The sequence below is a fragment of the Neobacillus sedimentimangrovi genome, assembly GCF_010614825.1.
In the GTDB taxonomy this organism is placed as follows: domain Bacteria; phylum Bacillota; class Bacilli; order Bacillales; family Cytobacillaceae; genus Neobacillus; species Neobacillus thermocopriae.
In genome coordinates, this window is record NZ_JAAFZF010000018.1 from 39,173 (window position 1) to 56,246 (window position 17,074).

Sequence of the window (17,074 nt, forward strand, 5' to 3'; positions counted from 1 at the left end):
AAGGGGGAGTGTTGGAAGTGCTGTTAGACTCAGCAAAAAAAGGTCTGCAAGTTGGCTTAAAGACAACATGGACATTGGGGAAAATCATTTTTCCGGTCACTCTCATTGTGTCGGTGCTTCAATACACACCCATATTACCATGGGCAATTAAAATGATTACACCGCTGATGAAGCTGATCGGCTTATCAGGAGATGCGGCCATTCCACTTGTGTTAGGAAATTTTCTAAATCTGTATGCTGCCATTGGAGCCATCTTAACCCTTGATCTATCAGTAAAAGAAGTATTTATTCTAGCAGTAATGCTCTCGTTTTCACACAATCTATTGATTGAGTCGGGTGTAGCCGTCAAAGTGGGCGTCAAGCTTTGGGTGATCTTGACGACTAGACTCGGGTTAGCATTTGTATCGGCTGCCATTATTCATTTGGTTTGGCAAGGCGGGGAAGAGCCGGCCAAATATGGTTTGATCCAAGCAAAGAGCGAACCTGCTACGGACTTGGCGGCCATTCTTTTGGAATCCATTGAAAAAGCAGGGCTTGGAATTCTGCAACTTGCGATGATTGTTATTCCGCTTATGTTGGTCATACAAATACTAAAAGATTTACAATGGCTAAAAAATTTTTCTAGAACGATGGCTCCTGTCACAAGATCCCTTGGTATGGAAGAGAACACCTCAACCACTATGGCGGCCGGGCTGTTGTTTGGCCTTGCCTATGGTGCAGGTGTGATGATTCAAGCCGTCGAAGAGGACGGAGTTAGTCAGAAAGACGTCACGCTGGCATTTATTTTTCTAGTTGCTTGTCATGCCGTCATTGAAGATACGCTCATCTTTGTTCCACTTGGCATCCCGGTCTGGCCATTGTTCCTCATTCGTTTGGGGGTAGCCATTTTACTAACATTAATTGTCGGTGCGATTTGGAAGCGGTCCGGCCTGTTACGAAGAAAGGAAGCGACCTAATGAGTAAGAAAATCACTACATTACTATTTGACTTAGATGGAACGTTAATTGATACCAATGAATTAATCATTACTTCCTATTTGCATACTCTTGAACAATATTATCCGGGTAAATATAAACGTGATGATGTTCTGCCGTTTATGGGGCCGACTCTTCATGAAGCGTTTAGCAGTATTGATCCGAATCGGGCAGAGGAAATGATTCAAGTATACCGTACCTTTAATATTGCTAATCACGATGCGCTCGTGAAGGAATTCCCAGGGGTTTTGGAAACCATTCAAACATTAAAGGATAAGGGTTATAAGTTGGCGGTTGTCACAACCAAGCGGTACGATGTAGCATTAATGGGACTACGACTAACAGGGCTTGAACCATATTTTGACGTCGTCATTGGGTTTGAGCATGTCAAGAAAGTAAAGCCGGATCCGGAACCAATTTTTCTGGCTCTGGAGAAGTTGGATTCTAAGCCGGAAGAGGCCATGATGGTGGGAGATAATTTTCATGATATTCTCGGAGGGAAAAATGCTGGTGTGAAGACAGCCGGTGTTGCCTGGTCCATTAAAGGGAGAGAATATATCGAAACCTATCAACCAGATTACATCTTAGAGCAAATGCCAGATTTATTAAAGATCCTCGAGGGGGAAGCCAATGAGGAAAACGGCACGCTACCGCGTTGAGGGAGCTAATTCCCTGTGGCAACTTTATTCAACGGTCTCGTTTTGGAAAGTTGTCAAAAATTTCATTGTTATACAATTAGGCCGTTATACGCCATTTTTAAGTGTGAAAAATTGGCTGTACCGTACGTTTCTTGGGATGAAAATCGGAGATAAGACGGCTTTAGCCCTCATGGTTATGCCTGACCTCATGTTTCCGGAAAAAATTACAGTCGGCCACAACACCGTTATTGGTTTTAATACAACCATTCTGACTCATGAATATTTAATCAAAGAATACCGACTCGGGAATGTGGTGATTGGCAATGAAGTTATGATCGGAGCCAACTCAACGATCATGCCGGGCGTCACAATCGGTGACGGGGCCATTGTCTCGGCGGGGACTTATGTCCATAAGGATATCCCTGCTGGCGCCTTTGTCGGCGGTAACCCGATGCAGATTATTTATACAAAAGAACAGCTTGCTGAGCGCTGGGCCGATGACCCCATTTACGGTAAACAGAATAACTTGTCCCAATAGCCTGGTTTATACGACCGGGCTTTTTTAATTTTATATAAATGATTAGTCCATTTACTTTCCCCATCTTAAAGTAACTTACATAGTTTATTTAATAAAAAAATAGTTTCAGACTTTCCTTGTGTCCTCCTTTCAAAGCTTATCCTTCCTTTTTGAAACGCCCAAAAGCAGAGAAGATTTTGTAACCTATCAAGATTGTGCTTAGCATTAAACGTAGTCAAATATCAACATGTCATTAACAGATCCTAAAAGATAAGAATGTATCCTTCGACTAAAGGCGAGCCACCTTTATTTTCCCACCCTCAACATCTCCTATGAAGTACTACGCCAATGACCAGAATTCCTTTGTTTTCCTGAAATTGTCCATTATTGTGTGGGATAAAAATAGCGGAAAGAAGACAAAATTGAAAAATATTTTAATCATTTAAAAAACTTTCTGTGGATTCTATTGACAACCATTAGAAGTGGGTAATATTATTCTTACAATTTATAATCTTTTTTCATTGACGAAATCTACCATAAGAGTTAAACTACTAATTATTAACTTTAATTCTCTAATAATTTAGCAAACTAAAGTGTTTTGAAAAGGAATGAGCTGAATGAGCCGTTTGTTTATGTTTGAGAAACCATTAGGGATGCGGGATACACTACCGGAGCTCTATGAAAAAAAGGATCGTGTTCGTTCCGACATAGCCGAAACCATGAAGCTTTGGGGATATCAATTTATCGAAACCCCTGCTCTTGAATACTATGAAACCGTCGGGAAAGCATCTGCGATTGATGATGCCCAGCTCTTTAAATTGCTGGATAAAGAGGGACATACTCTTGTTCTACGGCCAGAAATGACGACACCAATTGCTCGTGTAGCTGCATCAAAGCTATTAAAGGAGGACATACCAATCCGATTAGCCTATTCTGCCAATGTGTTTCGGGCCCAGGAGCGAGAGGGAGGCCGACCAGCGGAATTTGAGCAAATAGGTGTGGAGTATATAAATGACTCAACTATTTCTTGCGATGGGGAAGTTATTGCTTTACTCATTTCCTCTTTGAAAAAAGCGGGACTAGACCAATTTCAAGTTTCCGTGGGTCATGTCGGTTTCGCCCAAGAACTGTTTATGCAAATACTCGGAACAAACGGCCGGACCACTACACTAAGGAAATTTTTATATGAAAAAAATTATGTTGGTTATCGTGAAAGTGTCCAGTCGTTCGATCTTTCCATGATTGATAAGCAAAGACTGCTTAAGCTGTTGCAGTTAAGAGGCGGAGAAGAGGTTCTCGCTAAAGCACATAGCATTACCGAAAATGACAAAGGGAAGCAGGCAATCCTTGAACTGCAAGAGCTTTGGCGAGTGATCAAGGATTATGGTTTTGAAGAATATGTGAAGTTTGATTTATCCATCGTCAGTCACATGAGCTATTACACCGGTATTTTGTTTGAAGTATATGCGGGGAATGTTGGCTTTCCAATTGGGAATGGAGGCCGGTATAGTTTAATAGAAAAGTTTGGGAAAAAAGCAACGGCGACCGGTTTTGCCCTCCGGCTTGATCGGTTGTTAGAGGCGCTTGGAGGAAAAACACTTGAAAATGAGATGCATTGCATTTTTTTCAGCCAAGAACGGAGAAAGGAAGCCTTTGGGCTTGCCCAGCAGTTTCACTCTAAAGGGAAAAAGGTTGTTCTACAAGATATTACTGGAGTGAAAGACTTGGATAAATTCACTAAAAAATTTGCAGGGTCGACCTTGTTAATTGGAGGTCGTGATAGTGAATAACAATACATTGAATAGACGGAATTTTTTTAAAGAAAGATTGCGATATTTCATGGTCAGGAGGTGCGGTTGATGAAGGATGGATTAACCATAGCCATGCCGAAGGGCCGGATTTTTAAAGAGGCAGTGGAATTACTTCGAAAGGCTGGTTACAAGCTGCCGCAAGAATTTGATGAATCAAGAAAATTAATTATTGATGTTCCTGAAGAGAACTTGCGGTTTATTTTAGCTAAGCCGATGGATGTAGCGACCTACGTGGAGCATGGCGTGGCGGATGTCGGCATTGCCGGGAAAGATGTGTTGCTTGAGGAGGAACGCGATGTGTATGAGCTCCTTGATCTGAAAATTAGCTACTGCTATCTTGCCGTCGCCGGACTTCCTGATACAGAAATGAACGATGTGGCACCAAGAGTGGCCACGAAATATCCAAAGGTCGCGGAAGCATATTTCAGGGAACAGGGGGAACAAGTGGAAATCATTACTTTAAATGGGTCTATCGAGCTTGCCCCTCTCATCGGCCTGTCTGACCGAATTGTCGATATTGTTTCGACCGGACGAACGTTAAAGGAAAACGGACTAGTGGAATATGAAAAAATTGAAGATGTGACTTCAAGGCTGATCGTCAATCCTGTTAGTTATCGAATGAAGGACGTATTCATCGACGAATTGGTAGCCCGGCTTCATGAAGTAGTCTCATACGAAACGGGAGGTTTGTTGAAAAATGAAAATCCAACAAGTAACTGATTTAGTGTCCATCAAACGTTCTATTGAATCAGGAAATGACGAGCAGAAGGCTGTTGTAAAAGAAATTATTGCCAAAGTACGGAGATTTGGAGACGCAGCTTTAAAAGAATTTACAGAAAAATTGGATGGGGTTTGCCTTTCAAGTTTTTCGGTAACAGAAGAAGAAATGGCGGATGCATATGCACAGACGGATACCCGTTTTATTTCCATCGTCCGTGAAGCAGCAGAAAATATCCGAGCTTATCATGAAAAACAGCTTCGTCCATCTTGGATGACAACGCAAGAGAATGGAACGATTCTTGGACAAAAAATTACCCCGTTAGATTCTGTTGGTGTCTACGTACCCGGTGGAACGGCGGCATACCCATCATCAGTGTTAATGAACGTCATTCCAGCCATGGTAGCTGGCGTGAAAAGAATCGTGATGGTATCTCCTCCGGATCGTGAAGGGAAACTGCCCGCACCCGTGCTTGTAGCAGCAAAGGAAGCGGGTGTTCATGAGATCTACAAGGTAGGTGGGGCACAAGCTATTGCAGCATTAGCTTATGGGACGGAAACGATCCAACCTGTTGATAAAATTACCGGTCCAGGAAATATATATGTTGCCTTGGCAAAGCGGGAAGTATTTGGAGATGTCGACATTGACATGATTGCCGGTCCAAGTGAGATTGCTATCTTGGCAGATGATACAGCCCGTGCGGATGAAGTGGCGGCAGACTTATTATCCCAGGCTGAACACGATCCAAGAGCCTGCAGTGTTTTAGTTACCCCTTCCCAAGCATTGGCGGAGGCTGTTTCGGTCGAAGTGGAACGGCAGTTGAAGTTGCTTTTGCGTCAGGATATCGCAGCCAGGTCCATTGCCGATTACGGTATGATCTATGTGACATCCTGTATGGATGAGGCCATTGAAACCATCAATCAATTAGCACCAGAGCACCTTGAAATAATAACGGAAAATGCAATAGAGCTTATTGGGAAAATTCGCCATGCGGGGGCCATTTTTATTGGCCGTTACAGCACGGAGCCGGTAGGTGACTATTTTGCCGGACCGAATCATGTGCTCCCAACCAATGGAACTGCCCGCTTTTCAAGTCCTCTCAATGTGGATGATTTTCAGAAAAAATCGAGCGTGATTTTTTACAGTGAAAAGGCTCTGATGGAAAATGGAGAAAAAATAGCGGAATTTGCTCGCGTAGAAGGGCTTGAGGCCCACGCTCGTGCGGTCGAAATACGGTTAAAAAACGTTCGGGAGACGCATTAAGGAAGAAAAGAGCCCATCTTTTGGACAATGCTTTCATCGTCTAAAGGGATAATCATAAATTTCATTTTTTGATAGCAGAAGTTTTCAGTACATTTAAAAGAAGAAATCAAGGGGGACTCATCATGGAAAGAACAGCCAAAATTGAGCGAACAACAAATGAAACAAGCATTCAACTGACATTAGATATTGATGGAGAAGGCCGTTCCAATCTTGAAACGGGTGTGCCTTTTCTGACTCATATGCTTGATTTGTTCACCAAGCACGGCCAGTTTAATTTAACGGTAGAAGCAAAAGGAGATATCGAGGTTGACGACCACCATACAACAGAGGATATCGGAATTTGTCTTGGTCAGGCACTCAAGGAAGCGCTTGGAGATAAAAGAGGTATTAAGCGTTACGGGAATGCCTTTGTTCCAATGGACGAAGCGTTGGCTCAAGTCGTTGTCGATCTAAGCAATCGTCCACATTTAGAAATGAGAGCCGATTTCCCTTCTCAAAAAGTGGGCACTTTCGATACAGAACTTGTTCATGAATTTTTGTGGAAATTCGCACTTGAAGCACGAATGAATCTACATGTAATCGTCCATTACGGAAAAAACACACACCACATCATCGAAGCGATTTTTAAAGCTATGGCTCGCGCACTGGACGAAGCGACAACCATCGACCCGCGAATCAAAGGGATCCCGTCCACGAAAGGGATGCTATAAGGCACCAGGAAAGGATGTTTACAATGATTGGTATTGTCGATTATGGAATGGGAAATTTATTCAGTGTTAGTAAAGCACTGGAACGGCTGGGGGCAAATTATTGGATTTCCGCTGATAAACAGGAGTTGCTTAACGCGGACGCGCTAATTCTTCCAGGGGTCGGTTCTTTCCGTGATGCCATGGATCGCCTTCCTGTGGATACAATTAAGGAATTTGCGAAGACAGGAAAACCACTCCTTGGTATTTGTCTTGGAATGCAGCTGCTGTTTGAAACAAGTGAGGAAAATGGTTTGACCAAAGGGTTAGGCTTACTCCCTGGAAGTGTACGAAGGTTCCCGGGCAAAACGAAGGAAGGGGTTCTGTATAAAGTTCCACATATGGGTTGGAACCGTCTTGATTTTGTAAAGCCATCCCCTCTTCTAGAAAATTTGAATGAAGATTACGTCTATTTCGTTCATTCCTATTATGTGGATGCTTCGAACTCAGAGGTCTTAATTGCCAAAGCCGAATATCACGAGCAGGTAGCGGCGGTTGTTGGCAAGGACCATATATTTGGTATGCAATTCCATCCGGAAAAAAGCAGTAAGCTGGGAATGGCGTTATTATCCAATTTTTTAAAAATGGCAGTTGAAAGGGAGGCGGTACGATGAGTTTTATCCTATATCCAGCAATTGATATGCGGGGAGGCAAATGTGTCCGCCTTCTCCAGGGAGATTATGACAAGGAGACGGTATACAGCTCTTCCCCTTTTGATATGGCTCAAACTTTTGCAGCAGACGGGGCGGAATGGATCCATATGGTGGATCTTGATGGTGCCAAGGATGGAAAGAGGATCAATGATCGTTTTGTAATTGAAGCGGCCCAAAAGCTGCCGCAGGTAAAAATCCAAATAGGTGGAGGAATTCGTTCTGAGGCTGATATCGTTCACTATTTAGAGAACGGAGTGGACCGTGTCATTATTGGAAGCATAGCTATATCCCAACCCGAATTTGCAATGGAAATGATTCGAAAGTATGGCAGCCAGATTGCAGTAGGGATTGATGCAAAAAATGGGTACGTAGCAACCCATGGCTGGCTCGATACTTCCGAAGTTCGGGCAATTGAGCTTGGCAAGCGTTTTGCTGACGCCGGAGCGGAAACATTTATTTTTACGGATATTGCAACAGACGGAATGCTCACAGGTCCTAATATTGCTGCTGTCCGTGAATTGGCTGAAATCACTGGAAAAAATGTTATTGCATCAGGCGGAGTCAGCAGCCTTACGGATTTAGAGGCTCTTCAAACTACAAAAGGAATCAGTGGGGCTATCGTCGGAAAGGCCCTTTATGAAAAACGTTTTACCTTAATAGAAGCACTTCAAACTGTACAGGTCTAAAGAGCCTTTCTTCACTGGAGGTGAACATACATGACGTTAACGAAACGAATTATCCCTTGTCTAGATGTGAAAGAAGGTCGTGTGGTGAAGGGAATTCAATTTGTCCAGCTTCGTGATGCCGGTGATCCAGTTGAATTAGCACGCGTATATGATCAACAAGGGGCCGATGAACTTGTGTTTCTTGATATTTCTGCTTCAGTGGAGGGAAGGAAAACAATGGTTGAGGTCGTAAAAGCAGTGGCTTCAGAACTCGCCATTCCCTTTACTGTTGGTGGTGGGATTAACACGCTTGATGATATGAAAAACATTCTTCGAGCAGGCGCAGATAAAGTGTCCTTAAATACAGCAGCTGTGTTAAATCCAGATTTGATTCGCGAAGGAGCAAGCTTCTTTGGTTCTCAGTGCATCGTTGTCGCTATCGATGTCAAATATGACGATGAGCTTGGAACTTGGCGTGTGTATACGCATGGCGGACGCCGGAAAACGGAAAGAACGGTTCTTGAATGGGCCATGGAGGCCGAAAAATTAGGAGCTGGGGAAATCTTGCTTACAAGTATGGATAGTGACGGAGAGAAAAATGGCTTTGATCTATCTTTAACAAAGGCTGTCAGTGAAGCCGTTTCGATTCCGGTCATTGCTTCAGGTGGCGCTGGTAATGCAGCTCATTTTGCGGAAGCGTTTATAGAAGGGAAAGCAGATGCTGCGTTAGCCGCCTCCATTTTTCACTATAAAGAAACTTCTGTTCAAGAAGTAAAAAACTATTTGCGAATGAAGGGAATTCCGGTACGTTAAGGGACATCGGTTTTGGATTTCCATTTCGGGAATTTGGTTTTAGTATGGTCAAAATTTGGATAGATCTATCGGGAATATTCGGCCGAAAATTAGATAACCATCAAACCTTCATATCCATGTCAAAAGGGGGAGAAACAAATGATAAAAGATACTGTCCGATTTGATGAAAAAGGACTTGTTCCAGCGATCATTCAGGATGCTGAAACCATGAAAGTTTTAACACTGGCTTATATGAATGAAGAGTCACTCGAAAAGACGTTGGAAACAGGTGAAACATGGTTTTATAGCCGCTCTCGCCAAGAGCTTTGGCATAAGGGAGCTACAAGTGGCAATACCCAGTCGGTCGTAAGTATCAAATATGATTGTGATCAAGATGCCCTGCTCATTCAAGTAAAACCAAAAGGGCCAGCATGCCATACTGGTGCCGTTAGCTGCTTTTCCGAGGAAGCCGTTTCCGAACGCTCCCCTCGTCTTGCGAACTATCAGTTTTTACAAACGCTTGAAAAGGTCATTCAACAACGTTACAAGGAACGACCAGAAGGTGCTTATACAACCTATCTTTTTGAAAAAGGGCTTGACAAAATCTTAAAAAAAATTGGGGAAGAGGCATCTGAGGTTATTATTGCCGCGAAAAACCGAGAACATGAAGAATTAAAATGGGAAGCTGCTGATTTGCTCTATCACTTGCTCGTATTACTAGTCGAACAAGATCTTCCATTTAAAGAAGTATTACGGACATTAGAAAAACGTCACAAAAACCGGTCCTAATTAGGACCGGTTCCATTTTGTGGCTGAAAATGTAAGAGGTTCAAAAAACGATCGGTATTGCCATCAAAATGATAAAAGTGCAATCGGTTTTCATCATCAAATACCATTAAAAATGGCTTCTCCTGTTCAGGAAAAATAATCACTACTTCGTCCACAAGACCTTTAAACCATTGGTTATCGACCATAATCGAAGGTTCTAATGGAAATTTTATCATATAACCTTTCTCAGGGATCGGTCGAACTTTCGTGTATACCCCTGAAATCCCTTGAAGAAAGGTAGATGCTTCTTTTTGTATTTCTGAAGATGTTGGAACGAGTTGTACGACTTTTCCTTTTTCAATATCAAAAATTTCGACTTGTTTTGTTTGGGCTAGCGCATTTGTGGAAAGGAATAAAAAGAAAACAACGCTACATAACACCTTTCGCATCATGCAACACCATCCTTATCTATAGAGTCTCCTAAAAACGAATGACGAACCCTCTGCAAAAAAATTACCAGTTTTCATCATAGGCAATCGCTTCTCGTACAAGTCCAAAATGTGTTATACTACATAAGTTATTAAAGGATGATGGAGGATTGCATGAGTAAAGACGCAAAAGCAAGAAAGGAAAAAGGGAAAATCCTGTCGTTTATTCCGACGGGGGAATATTATTTTAAGAAAGGAATTAAGGCATACCATCGCCGTGATTTTTTCAAAGCAAAAAAATATTTAAGCCGGGCGCTACAGCTTGAGCCGGGCGAGCCGATGATTGCATGCCAACTGGCCATTGTTTCAACAGAACTTGGCGAGTTTGAAGATTCCAATCGACTCCTGCATCTCATCCTCGAAGATCTAGACGATGAAATGGTGGAATGCCACTACTTCTTAGCGAATAATTACGCCCATTTGGGATTTTTTAAAGATGCGTATCACCATGTTAAATTGTATTTAGAACTTGACCCGGATGGTGATTTTTCGGAAGACGCACAGGAATTGCTTGAGATTTTGGCATTTGAATATGATGGTCTTGATGAGGAGTATGATCCTCAGGATGATTTAATTGTTAAGCAAGAACAGGCACGTGAATTACTAGAATCAGGGTATTTCCCAAAAGCGATTGAATTGTTAACGGAAGTGATTAAGGAATATCCTGAATATTGGTCTGCTTACAATAATTTAGCACTAGCTTATTTTTATTTAGGTAAAAATGAAAAAGCAGAGTCCATTTTGGATGAGGTGCTAAAGAAGAATCCAGGAAATCTTCATGCCCTTTGCAACAAGATGGTGTTTGCTCATTACCAAGGAAAGTTAAAGTTTGTGAACCAGATGGTAGACACCTTAAAAAAAATTCAGCCGATATTGAGCGAGCATCAATATAAGCTTGGTACATCTTTTGCACTTGTTGGTGAATATGAGCTTGCCTATATGTGGTTGAAAAAATTATATAAATCCGGATTTGATGGGGATGGGCCATTCTATTATTGGTTGTCCTATTCTGCTTATTTTATGGGCCATGAAGTCTTTGCTCAAAACATATGGAAAAAAGTGCTTGAATTAAGTCCAGACAAAGAAGGTTTCGAACCATGGAAAGAAGAGCAAGCAGTGGCCAATGGATTTGAAGACCATTCTGGTTCTATTTTTCAAAAGCTTGAAAGTGACTATGTTGAGGAGCGGTTGTTTGCCTTATTTTTAACAACGGTTTCAAGTAAAAAAGATGAGATTATCCAATCGAAACGTTTGTCCCAAAATCCAAAGTTTACGTCATTGGAAAAAGAATACATCTCACATATCCGTTCAGGAAGACCGTCCCGGGTCGCGGATGCTCAGGAAGTGGCACAATTATTTTATGAAAGCCATCATCCAATCGGCACCGTTGAAGCCGGTTTGTACTTGATGTGGTTCACTGTTTTTGTTGAAGTTTTGAAAGCAAACATTCAATTGAAAAATAAACGTGCTTGGGCAGGTGCCGTTGAATATGTATGGCACAGACTGCGCAGTGAGAAAGTCTCCCAGCAAGAGGTTGCCCAACGTTACGGCATCTCGAAAGCGACCATTGGAAAATATGTCAAACGAGTGAACGAATTGTTACAATAGTGCCCGATTTGAGCAGATATTTGGACGGAAAATCATTTGTTTAATACGATTAAGTAGGGAATGCTATACTTAATCGTATTTTTTTTAGGAGTGATCCAAATGACGGAAGAAAAAATTTATGATGTCATTATTGTCGGTGCTGGTCCTGCAGGAATGACAGCAGCTGTATATACGTCAAGGGCCAACCTATCCACATTGATGATTGAGCGTGGAATGCCTGGTGGACAAATGGCTAATACAGAGGATATAGAAAACTATCCGGGTTTTGAAAGTATTTTAGGACCTGAATTATCCACGAAAATGTTTGAACATGCGAAAAAATTTGGTGCTGAATATGCCTATGGAGATATTAAAGAAATTATTGACCATGGTGATTATAAAGTCGTTGTGGCGGGTTCAAAGCAGTACAAGACTTATTCCGTGATAATTGCAGCCGGTGCAGAATATAAAAAGCTTGGTGTTCCAGGAGAACAAGAGCTTAGCGGACGCGGAGTTTCTTATTGCGCCGTTTGTGATGGGGCTTTCTTTAAAGGGAAAGAGCTATTTGTCATCGGTGGAGGAGACTCGGCTGTTGAAGAGGGTGTGTATTTAACACGTTTTGCTTCAAAAGTAACGATTGTTCATCGCCGTGACGAACTAAGAGCGCAAAAGATTTTGCAAGATCGTGCGTTCGCTAATGAGAAAGTCGATTTTATATGGAACCATACCGTGAAGTCCATTAATGAAAAGGATGGGAAAGTCGGCAGTGTGACGCTTGTGTCGACGGTAGATGGCAAAGAACAGGAGTTGCCAGCTGATGGGGTATTTATTTATATTGGCATGGTACCATTATCTAAGCCTTTCGAAAAACTTGGGATTACAAACGAAAACGGTTATATTGAAACGAACGACCGAATGGAGACGAAAGTTCCGGGCATTTTTGCCGCAGGAGATATTCGTGAAAAAATGCTCCGTCAAATTGTTACAGCAACAGGGGACGGTAGTATCGCTGCTCAAAGCGCTCAGCACTATGTAGAAGAACTAAAAGAAAAATTAAAACAAGTACAATAATGTCCAAGAAAAGCGTCCTAAAATAGGACGCTTCAATCATGTAAAAAAGTAAAGCGGTTTTAACTCAAATGTAACAATGATGAAATAAAAATACGGTATAATTAATACTAATTGACCCCCTTTTAGAAATATATACCTTTTCCCGCACAGGATCAGCAGCCTGTGCTTTTTTTTGTCATTTTAAAGGTGTCGGCACCGTCTGTGGACAAAATTATTATATTGTTTATATAGAGTGGATATGTTGATATGGGAATTTATTAAATAAGATACCTGACATCTATAAAGTTAACAGAATTATCAAATTTGTATTCATTGTGGGTGTGGTATAAAAATAGTATAATGAGAAGAATGGATTAGTAGTTATATTAGTATATTTAGCAAGAGGGTGAGTACTTTGCAGCGGGTCACCAATTGTGTGTTGATTAAAGATGATAAAGTATTGATGCTTAAGAAGCCGCGCCGGGGCTGGTGGGTTGCGCCAGGAGGAAAAATGGAACCCGGTGAGTCGGTACGAGATTCGTGTATCAGAGAATTCCGTGAAGAAACAGGAGTATATTTAAAAAATCCACAATTAAAAGGGATTTTCACCATGATTATGAAGGAAGGGGACCAGCTTCTTTCTGAATGGATGATGTTCACCTTTGTTGCTACCGATTCGGATGGTTTAGATCTCGATGAGTCGGAAGAGGGAAAACTTGCTTGGCATTCCTTTGATGACATAAAAGATCTGCCGATGGCCGCAGGTGATTATCATATTATTGATTACATGATTCATGGAAAAGGCATTATTTACGGTACTTTTACTTATACAAAAGATTTTGAGCTAATTAGTTATCGTTTAGACCCAAGTTAAAGATTAGTTAGGAGGAAGAATCAATGAGTACCGGTTCGACTAGTGATATTCAAATGGTTATTATTACCGGAATGTCTGGAGCTGGAAAAACAGTTGCTATCCAAAGCTTCGAGGATTTAGGTTTTTTCTGTGTCGACAATTTACCTCCTACATTATTGCCAAAATTCCTTGAACTCATGAAGGAATCGGGGAATAAAATGAATAAAGTTGCTCTCGTCATGGACCTTCGGGGTCGGGAATTTTTCGACCACCTTTTTAAGGCCCTTGACGACCTTGCTGAAACTTCTTGGGTAACACCGCAAATCCTGTTTTTGGATTCGGATGATGCCACACTTGTGCGAAGATATAAAGAAACAAGACGTTCGCATCCGTTGGCCAAAACAGCGGCTCCACTTGAAGGAATTAAGCAAGAAAGGCAGCTTTTAGAGGAGTTAAAAGGGAGAGCACAAATTATTTACAACACTTCCCATATGAAACCGCGGGAATTACGTGAGAAGATATTATCTGAGTTTACGGCGAATAAACATTTAATCTTTACCGTCAATGTCATGTCATTTGGATTTAAGCATGGAATCCCTATTGATGCCGATCTTGTATTTGATGTAAGGTTCCTGCCGAATCCGCATTATATCGAGCACATGCGTCCAAAAACCGGAATGGATGAAGAGGTCTCGAGTTATGTATTAAAGTGGAACGAAACACAAAAATTTTTGGAAAAAGTAACAGATCTTTTAAGCTTTATGCTTCCACATTATAAACGGGAAGGGAAAGCTCAACTGGTCATCGGTATTGGTTGTACCGGCGGGCAGCACAGATCTGTTGCCTTAGCAGAATATATCGGCAAATATTTCCAAAAAGATTATAGAACCGTTGTTTCCCATCGTGACATTGAGAGGAGAAAGGAAAAGACTACATGACAGAATTAGGGCAGCCTAGAATTGTCGTCATTGGCGGGGGAACAGGGTTACCGGTTTTACTCAGGGGATTAAAACAGTATCCGGTTGATATCACCGCTATTGTAACAGTGGCTGATGATGGCGGCAGTTCAGGTAAAATCCGTGAGGACCTGCATATCCCTCCACCTGGCGATATACGCAACGTGTTAGCCGCTCTTTCGGATGTGGAACCACTTGTTGAGGAAATGTTTCAGCATCGGTTTAAAACATCCAATGAGCTTTCCGGTCATTCGCTCGGCAATCTCATATTAGCCGCAATGACTTCGATTACCGGCGACTTTGTTCATGCCATTCAGGAAATGAGCAGGGTATTGAATGTACGAGGAAAAGTGCTTCCAGCCGCCAATCAAAGCGTTGTTTTGCATGCGGAAATGGAGGATGGCACCGTCGTTTCTGGAGAATCGAAAATCCCGTATTCCGGGAAAAAAATTAAAAGGGTTTTCTTAACTCCTAAAAATATCCGTCCGCTTCCAGAGACCATTCAAGCGATTCGTAAGGCCGACTTGATCATTCTTGGACCAGGAAGTCTATATACCAGCCTGTTGCCGAACCTGCTCGTCCCTCAACTAGGGGATGAAGTATGCCGTTCACGAGCCAAAAAAGTATATATTTGTAATCTTATGACCCAAGCAGGGGAAACACATGGATATACGGCTAGTGATCATGTAAAGGCCATTTATGATCACATGAGTTGTGATGATTTTATTAACATCATCCTAGTGAATAAAGAGGAGATTCCGGAAGATGTTCAGCTTCGTTATAAGGAAGAGCTGGCCCATCCGGTTCACTTCGATTTAGAGAAACTTACTGAACTAGGCTTGGAGGTTGTTCACGCCGATATCGCCAATCTTGAAAAAGGTGCTTTAAGACATGACCCACAAAAAGTAGCTAAAATTTTATATAATTTATTAATGACCGAAACCAAAAGACGTTATGAAGCGTAAAATAAATAAAATGGAATTTTTAAGAAAATAAACGAAGCGTAAAGTGCAATTATTTATTAGGAAAAATGATTGTTATTGTTGAAAGGGGGTAAGGGAATGTCTTTCGCTTCTGAAACAAAAAAGGAATTAACGAACTTAGAAGTGAAACCGTGTTGTGAACGTGCTGAACTTTCAGCACTTATTCGAATGAACGGTTCCCTTTCCTTTTCTAATCGTAAAATTGTGGTCGATATACAAACCGAAAATGCGGCGATTGCTAGAAGAATTTATACGTTATTGAAGAAAAGATATCAAGTTCAAGTCGAATTGCTTGTCCGTAAAAAAATGCGTTTGAAAAAGAATAATGTTTACATTGTCCGTTTATCGGAACGGGCAAAAGAAATTTTGGAAGACACAAAAATATTGGGGGATGGGTTCACATTTATCCACGATATTTCTCCTGAGCTTGTGAAAAAAAAGTGTTGTAAGCGTTCCTATCTACGCGGTGCATTTTTGGCTGGAGGATCGGTGAATAATCCGGAAACGTCCTCTTATCATCTAGAAATTTCTTCCCTTTATAAGGAACATAATGATTCATTATGTGAATTAATGAATTCATTCGGACTTAACAGCAAAACACTTGAACGGAAAAAAGGCTATATAACGTATTTAAAAGAAGCAGAGAAAATAACGGAGTTTTTAAATATTATTGGTGCTCATAATGCGTTACTTCGATTTGAGGATGTTCGAATTGTTCGTGATATGCGCAATTCTGTAAATCGTCTGGTCAACTGTGAAACGGCAAATTTAAATAAAACGATTGGTGCTTCCATCAGACAGGTTGAGAATATCCGTTATATTGAACAAACGGTTGGCTTACAAGTTTTACCTGACAAATTAAGAGAAATTGCTGAGCTCCGATTAAAGTATACAGATGTTACATTGAAAGAACTAGGTGAGATGGTTTCAGGAGGCACGATTAGTAAGTCTGGCATTAATCATCGCCTTCGGAAAATTGATGAGATTGCTGAAAAGCTGCGCGCAGGAGAATCACTATCTTTGAAGTAATGCTTAGGACCGATCATACTTATACCATTAAAAAAAATAATTAAACACATATGGCAGAGGAGGAATAATTACATGTTGGCAAAACAAGTCGAAGTAAAATTGAAAACTGGCCTTCAAGCTCGTCCAGCTGCACTGTTTGTCCAGGAAGCCAACCGGTTCTCAGCTGATGTTTTTCTTGAAAAGGATGGAAAAAAAGTGAATGCCAAAAGTATCATGGGCCTGATGAGCCTCGCGCTTGGTTCCGGAGTCGTCATTAACATCATCGCTGATGGGGAAGACGAGGATAAAGCCATTCAAGCATTAACCGATTTTGTTGAAAAAGAACACTAATAAAAAGGGTTCCCGCAGGTACTGCACCCCAAAAGTTAGAGTTAAAATCTAACTTTTGGGGTGTTTTTTATGGCTAAATATAGTGAAGAATTTAAGCTGATGGTTGTACTAGAATATCTTAATGGCCCATTAGGTTGTGGATTACTTGCAAAGAAATATAAGCCACTAGCAGAATCACAGTTAAGACGATGGGTACGAGCTTATCAAGAATTTGGTCGAATTGGTTTGGCAGCCAAGAAAAATAAGCAGTTTT

The 17,074-nt window shown here is 41.4% G+C and carries 20 protein-coding genes; 19 read left to right on the forward strand and 1 reads right to left on the reverse strand.

The genetic code is table 11. The features are described from left to right. Nucleotides 1-17 precede the first annotated feature (17 nt). The 11 genes from GZA11_RS08245 (at nt 18) to hisIE (ending at nt 9,566) form a co-directional block, all read left to right on the forward strand. Nucleotides 18-956: a nucleoside recognition domain-containing protein gene (locus GZA11_RS08245; RefSeq protein ID WP_038541901.1), complete on the forward strand. Its 939-nt coding sequence runs from the start codon at nt 18-20 to the stop codon at nt 954-956. After that, entirely contained in the window at nt 956-1,633 is a 678-nt protein-coding gene (gene ppaX, locus GZA11_RS08250) for a pyrophosphatase PpaX (RefSeq protein ID WP_163183441.1), read from the forward strand. The genes GZA11_RS08245 and ppaX overlap by 1 nt, the downstream gene beginning before the upstream one ends. After that, nucleotides 1,605-2,150: an acyltransferase gene (locus GZA11_RS08255; RefSeq protein ID WP_163183442.1), complete on the forward strand. Its 546-nt coding sequence runs from the start codon at nt 1,605-1,607 to the stop codon at nt 2,148-2,150. The genes ppaX and GZA11_RS08255 overlap by 29 nt, the downstream gene beginning before the upstream one ends. A gap of 596 nt (nt 2,151-2,746) precedes the next feature. Then, the gene (locus GZA11_RS08260) at nt 2,747-3,919 is read left to right on the forward strand and encodes an ATP phosphoribosyltransferase regulatory subunit (RefSeq protein ID WP_163183443.1); all 1,173 of its coding nucleotides are present in this window, start codon (nt 2,747-2,749) and stop codon (nt 3,917-3,919) included. A 69-nt stretch (nt 3,920-3,988) separates the two neighbouring features. Next, a complete protein-coding gene (gene hisG, locus GZA11_RS08265) occupies nt 3,989-4,660 on the forward strand; it encodes an ATP phosphoribosyltransferase (RefSeq protein WP_038537322.1) in 672 nt (223 codons plus the stop codon). Beyond that, nucleotides 4,638-5,921, forward strand: coding sequence for a histidinol dehydrogenase (hisD, locus tag GZA11_RS08270; RefSeq protein ID WP_163183444.1), 1,284 nt, complete (start codon nt 4,638-4,640; stop codon nt 5,919-5,921). Before hisG ends, hisD begins: the two co-directional genes overlap by 23 nt. A 122-nt stretch (nt 5,922-6,043) precedes the next feature. Then, on the forward strand, nt 6,044-6,631 hold the full coding sequence (hisB, locus tag GZA11_RS08275) for an imidazoleglycerol-phosphate dehydratase HisB (protein WP_163183445.1): 588 nt from the start codon (nt 6,044-6,046) through the stop codon (nt 6,629-6,631). Nucleotides 6,632-6,654: 23 nt separating this feature from the next. Continuing rightward, entirely contained in the window at nt 6,655-7,281 is a 627-nt protein-coding gene (hisH, locus tag GZA11_RS08280; RefSeq protein ID WP_163183446.1) for an imidazole glycerol phosphate synthase subunit HisH, read from the forward strand. Next, nucleotides 7,278-8,006: a 1-(5-phosphoribosyl)-5-[(5-phosphoribosylamino)methylideneamino]imidazole-4-carboxamide isomerase gene (gene hisA / locus GZA11_RS08285; RefSeq protein WP_163183447.1), complete on the forward strand. Its 729-nt coding sequence runs from the start codon at nt 7,278-7,280 to the stop codon at nt 8,004-8,006. The genes hisH and hisA overlap by 4 nt, the downstream gene beginning before the upstream one ends. 30 nt (nt 8,007-8,036) lie before the next feature. Then, nucleotides 8,037-8,798, forward strand: coding sequence for an imidazole glycerol phosphate synthase subunit HisF (hisF, locus tag GZA11_RS08290; protein ID WP_163183448.1), 762 nt, complete (start codon nt 8,037-8,039; stop codon nt 8,796-8,798). A gap of 138 nt (nt 8,799-8,936) precedes the next feature. Then, nucleotides 8,937-9,566 carry a bifunctional phosphoribosyl-AMP cyclohydrolase/phosphoribosyl-ATP diphosphatase HisIE gene (gene hisIE, locus GZA11_RS08295; protein WP_038537311.1) on the forward strand — a complete coding sequence of 210 codons (630 nt, stop codon included), beginning with the start codon at nt 8,937-8,939 and terminating at the stop codon, nt 9,564-9,566. Here the strand turns inward: hisIE and GZA11_RS08300 are convergent. Beyond that, nucleotides 9,563-9,997: a hypothetical protein gene (locus GZA11_RS08300; protein WP_038537309.1), complete on the reverse strand. Its 435-nt coding sequence runs from the start codon at nt 9,995-9,997 to the stop codon at nt 9,563-9,565. The two genes, hisIE and GZA11_RS08300, sit on opposite strands and share 4 nt — an antisense overlap. 150 nt (nt 9,998-10,147) lie before the next feature. On the opposite strand from GZA11_RS08300, the gene GZA11_RS08305 reads away from it, so the two are divergent. The 8 genes from GZA11_RS08305 to GZA11_RS08340 all read left to right on the forward strand — a co-directional run. Further along, the gene (locus GZA11_RS08305; protein WP_038537308.1) at nt 10,148-11,641 is read left to right on the forward strand and encodes a tetratricopeptide repeat protein; all 1,494 of its coding nucleotides are present in this window, start codon (nt 10,148-10,150) and stop codon (nt 11,639-11,641) included. Nucleotides 11,642-11,740: 99 nt separating this feature from the next. Further along, complete coding sequence (gene trxB, locus GZA11_RS08310) at nt 11,741-12,691, forward strand: thioredoxin-disulfide reductase (protein WP_038537306.1); 951 nt, start codon at nt 11,741-11,743, stop codon at nt 12,689-12,691. Between the two features lie 394 nt (nt 12,692-13,085). Next, nucleotides 13,086-13,544 (forward strand): NUDIX hydrolase, encoded by a 459-nt coding sequence (locus GZA11_RS08315; protein ID WP_038537305.1) that lies wholly within the window; start codon nt 13,086-13,088, stop codon nt 13,542-13,544. A 23-nt stretch (nt 13,545-13,567) separates the two neighbouring features. Next, entirely contained in the window at nt 13,568-14,461 is an 894-nt protein-coding gene (rapZ, locus tag GZA11_RS08320) for an RNase adapter RapZ (RefSeq protein ID WP_038537303.1), read from the forward strand. Next, nucleotides 14,458-15,444 (forward strand): gluconeogenesis factor YvcK family protein, encoded by a 987-nt coding sequence (locus tag GZA11_RS08325; protein WP_038537301.1) that lies wholly within the window; start codon nt 14,458-14,460, stop codon nt 15,442-15,444. The genes rapZ and GZA11_RS08325 overlap by 4 nt, the downstream gene beginning before the upstream one ends. A 96-nt stretch (nt 15,445-15,540) precedes the next feature. Continuing rightward, complete coding sequence (whiA, locus tag GZA11_RS08330) at nt 15,541-16,491, forward strand: DNA-binding protein WhiA (protein WP_163183449.1); 951 nt, start codon at nt 15,541-15,543, stop codon at nt 16,489-16,491. Nucleotides 16,492-16,563: 72 nt separating this feature from the next. Then, complete coding sequence (locus GZA11_RS08335) at nt 16,564-16,821, forward strand: HPr family phosphocarrier protein (protein ID WP_163183450.1); 258 nt, start codon at nt 16,564-16,566, stop codon at nt 16,819-16,821. Between the two features lie 69 nt (nt 16,822-16,890). After that, nucleotides 16,891-17,074, forward strand: a 184-nt coding sequence (locus GZA11_RS08340) for a helix-turn-helix domain-containing protein (RefSeq protein WP_163183451.1), incomplete at its 3' end; no start/stop codon positions are given.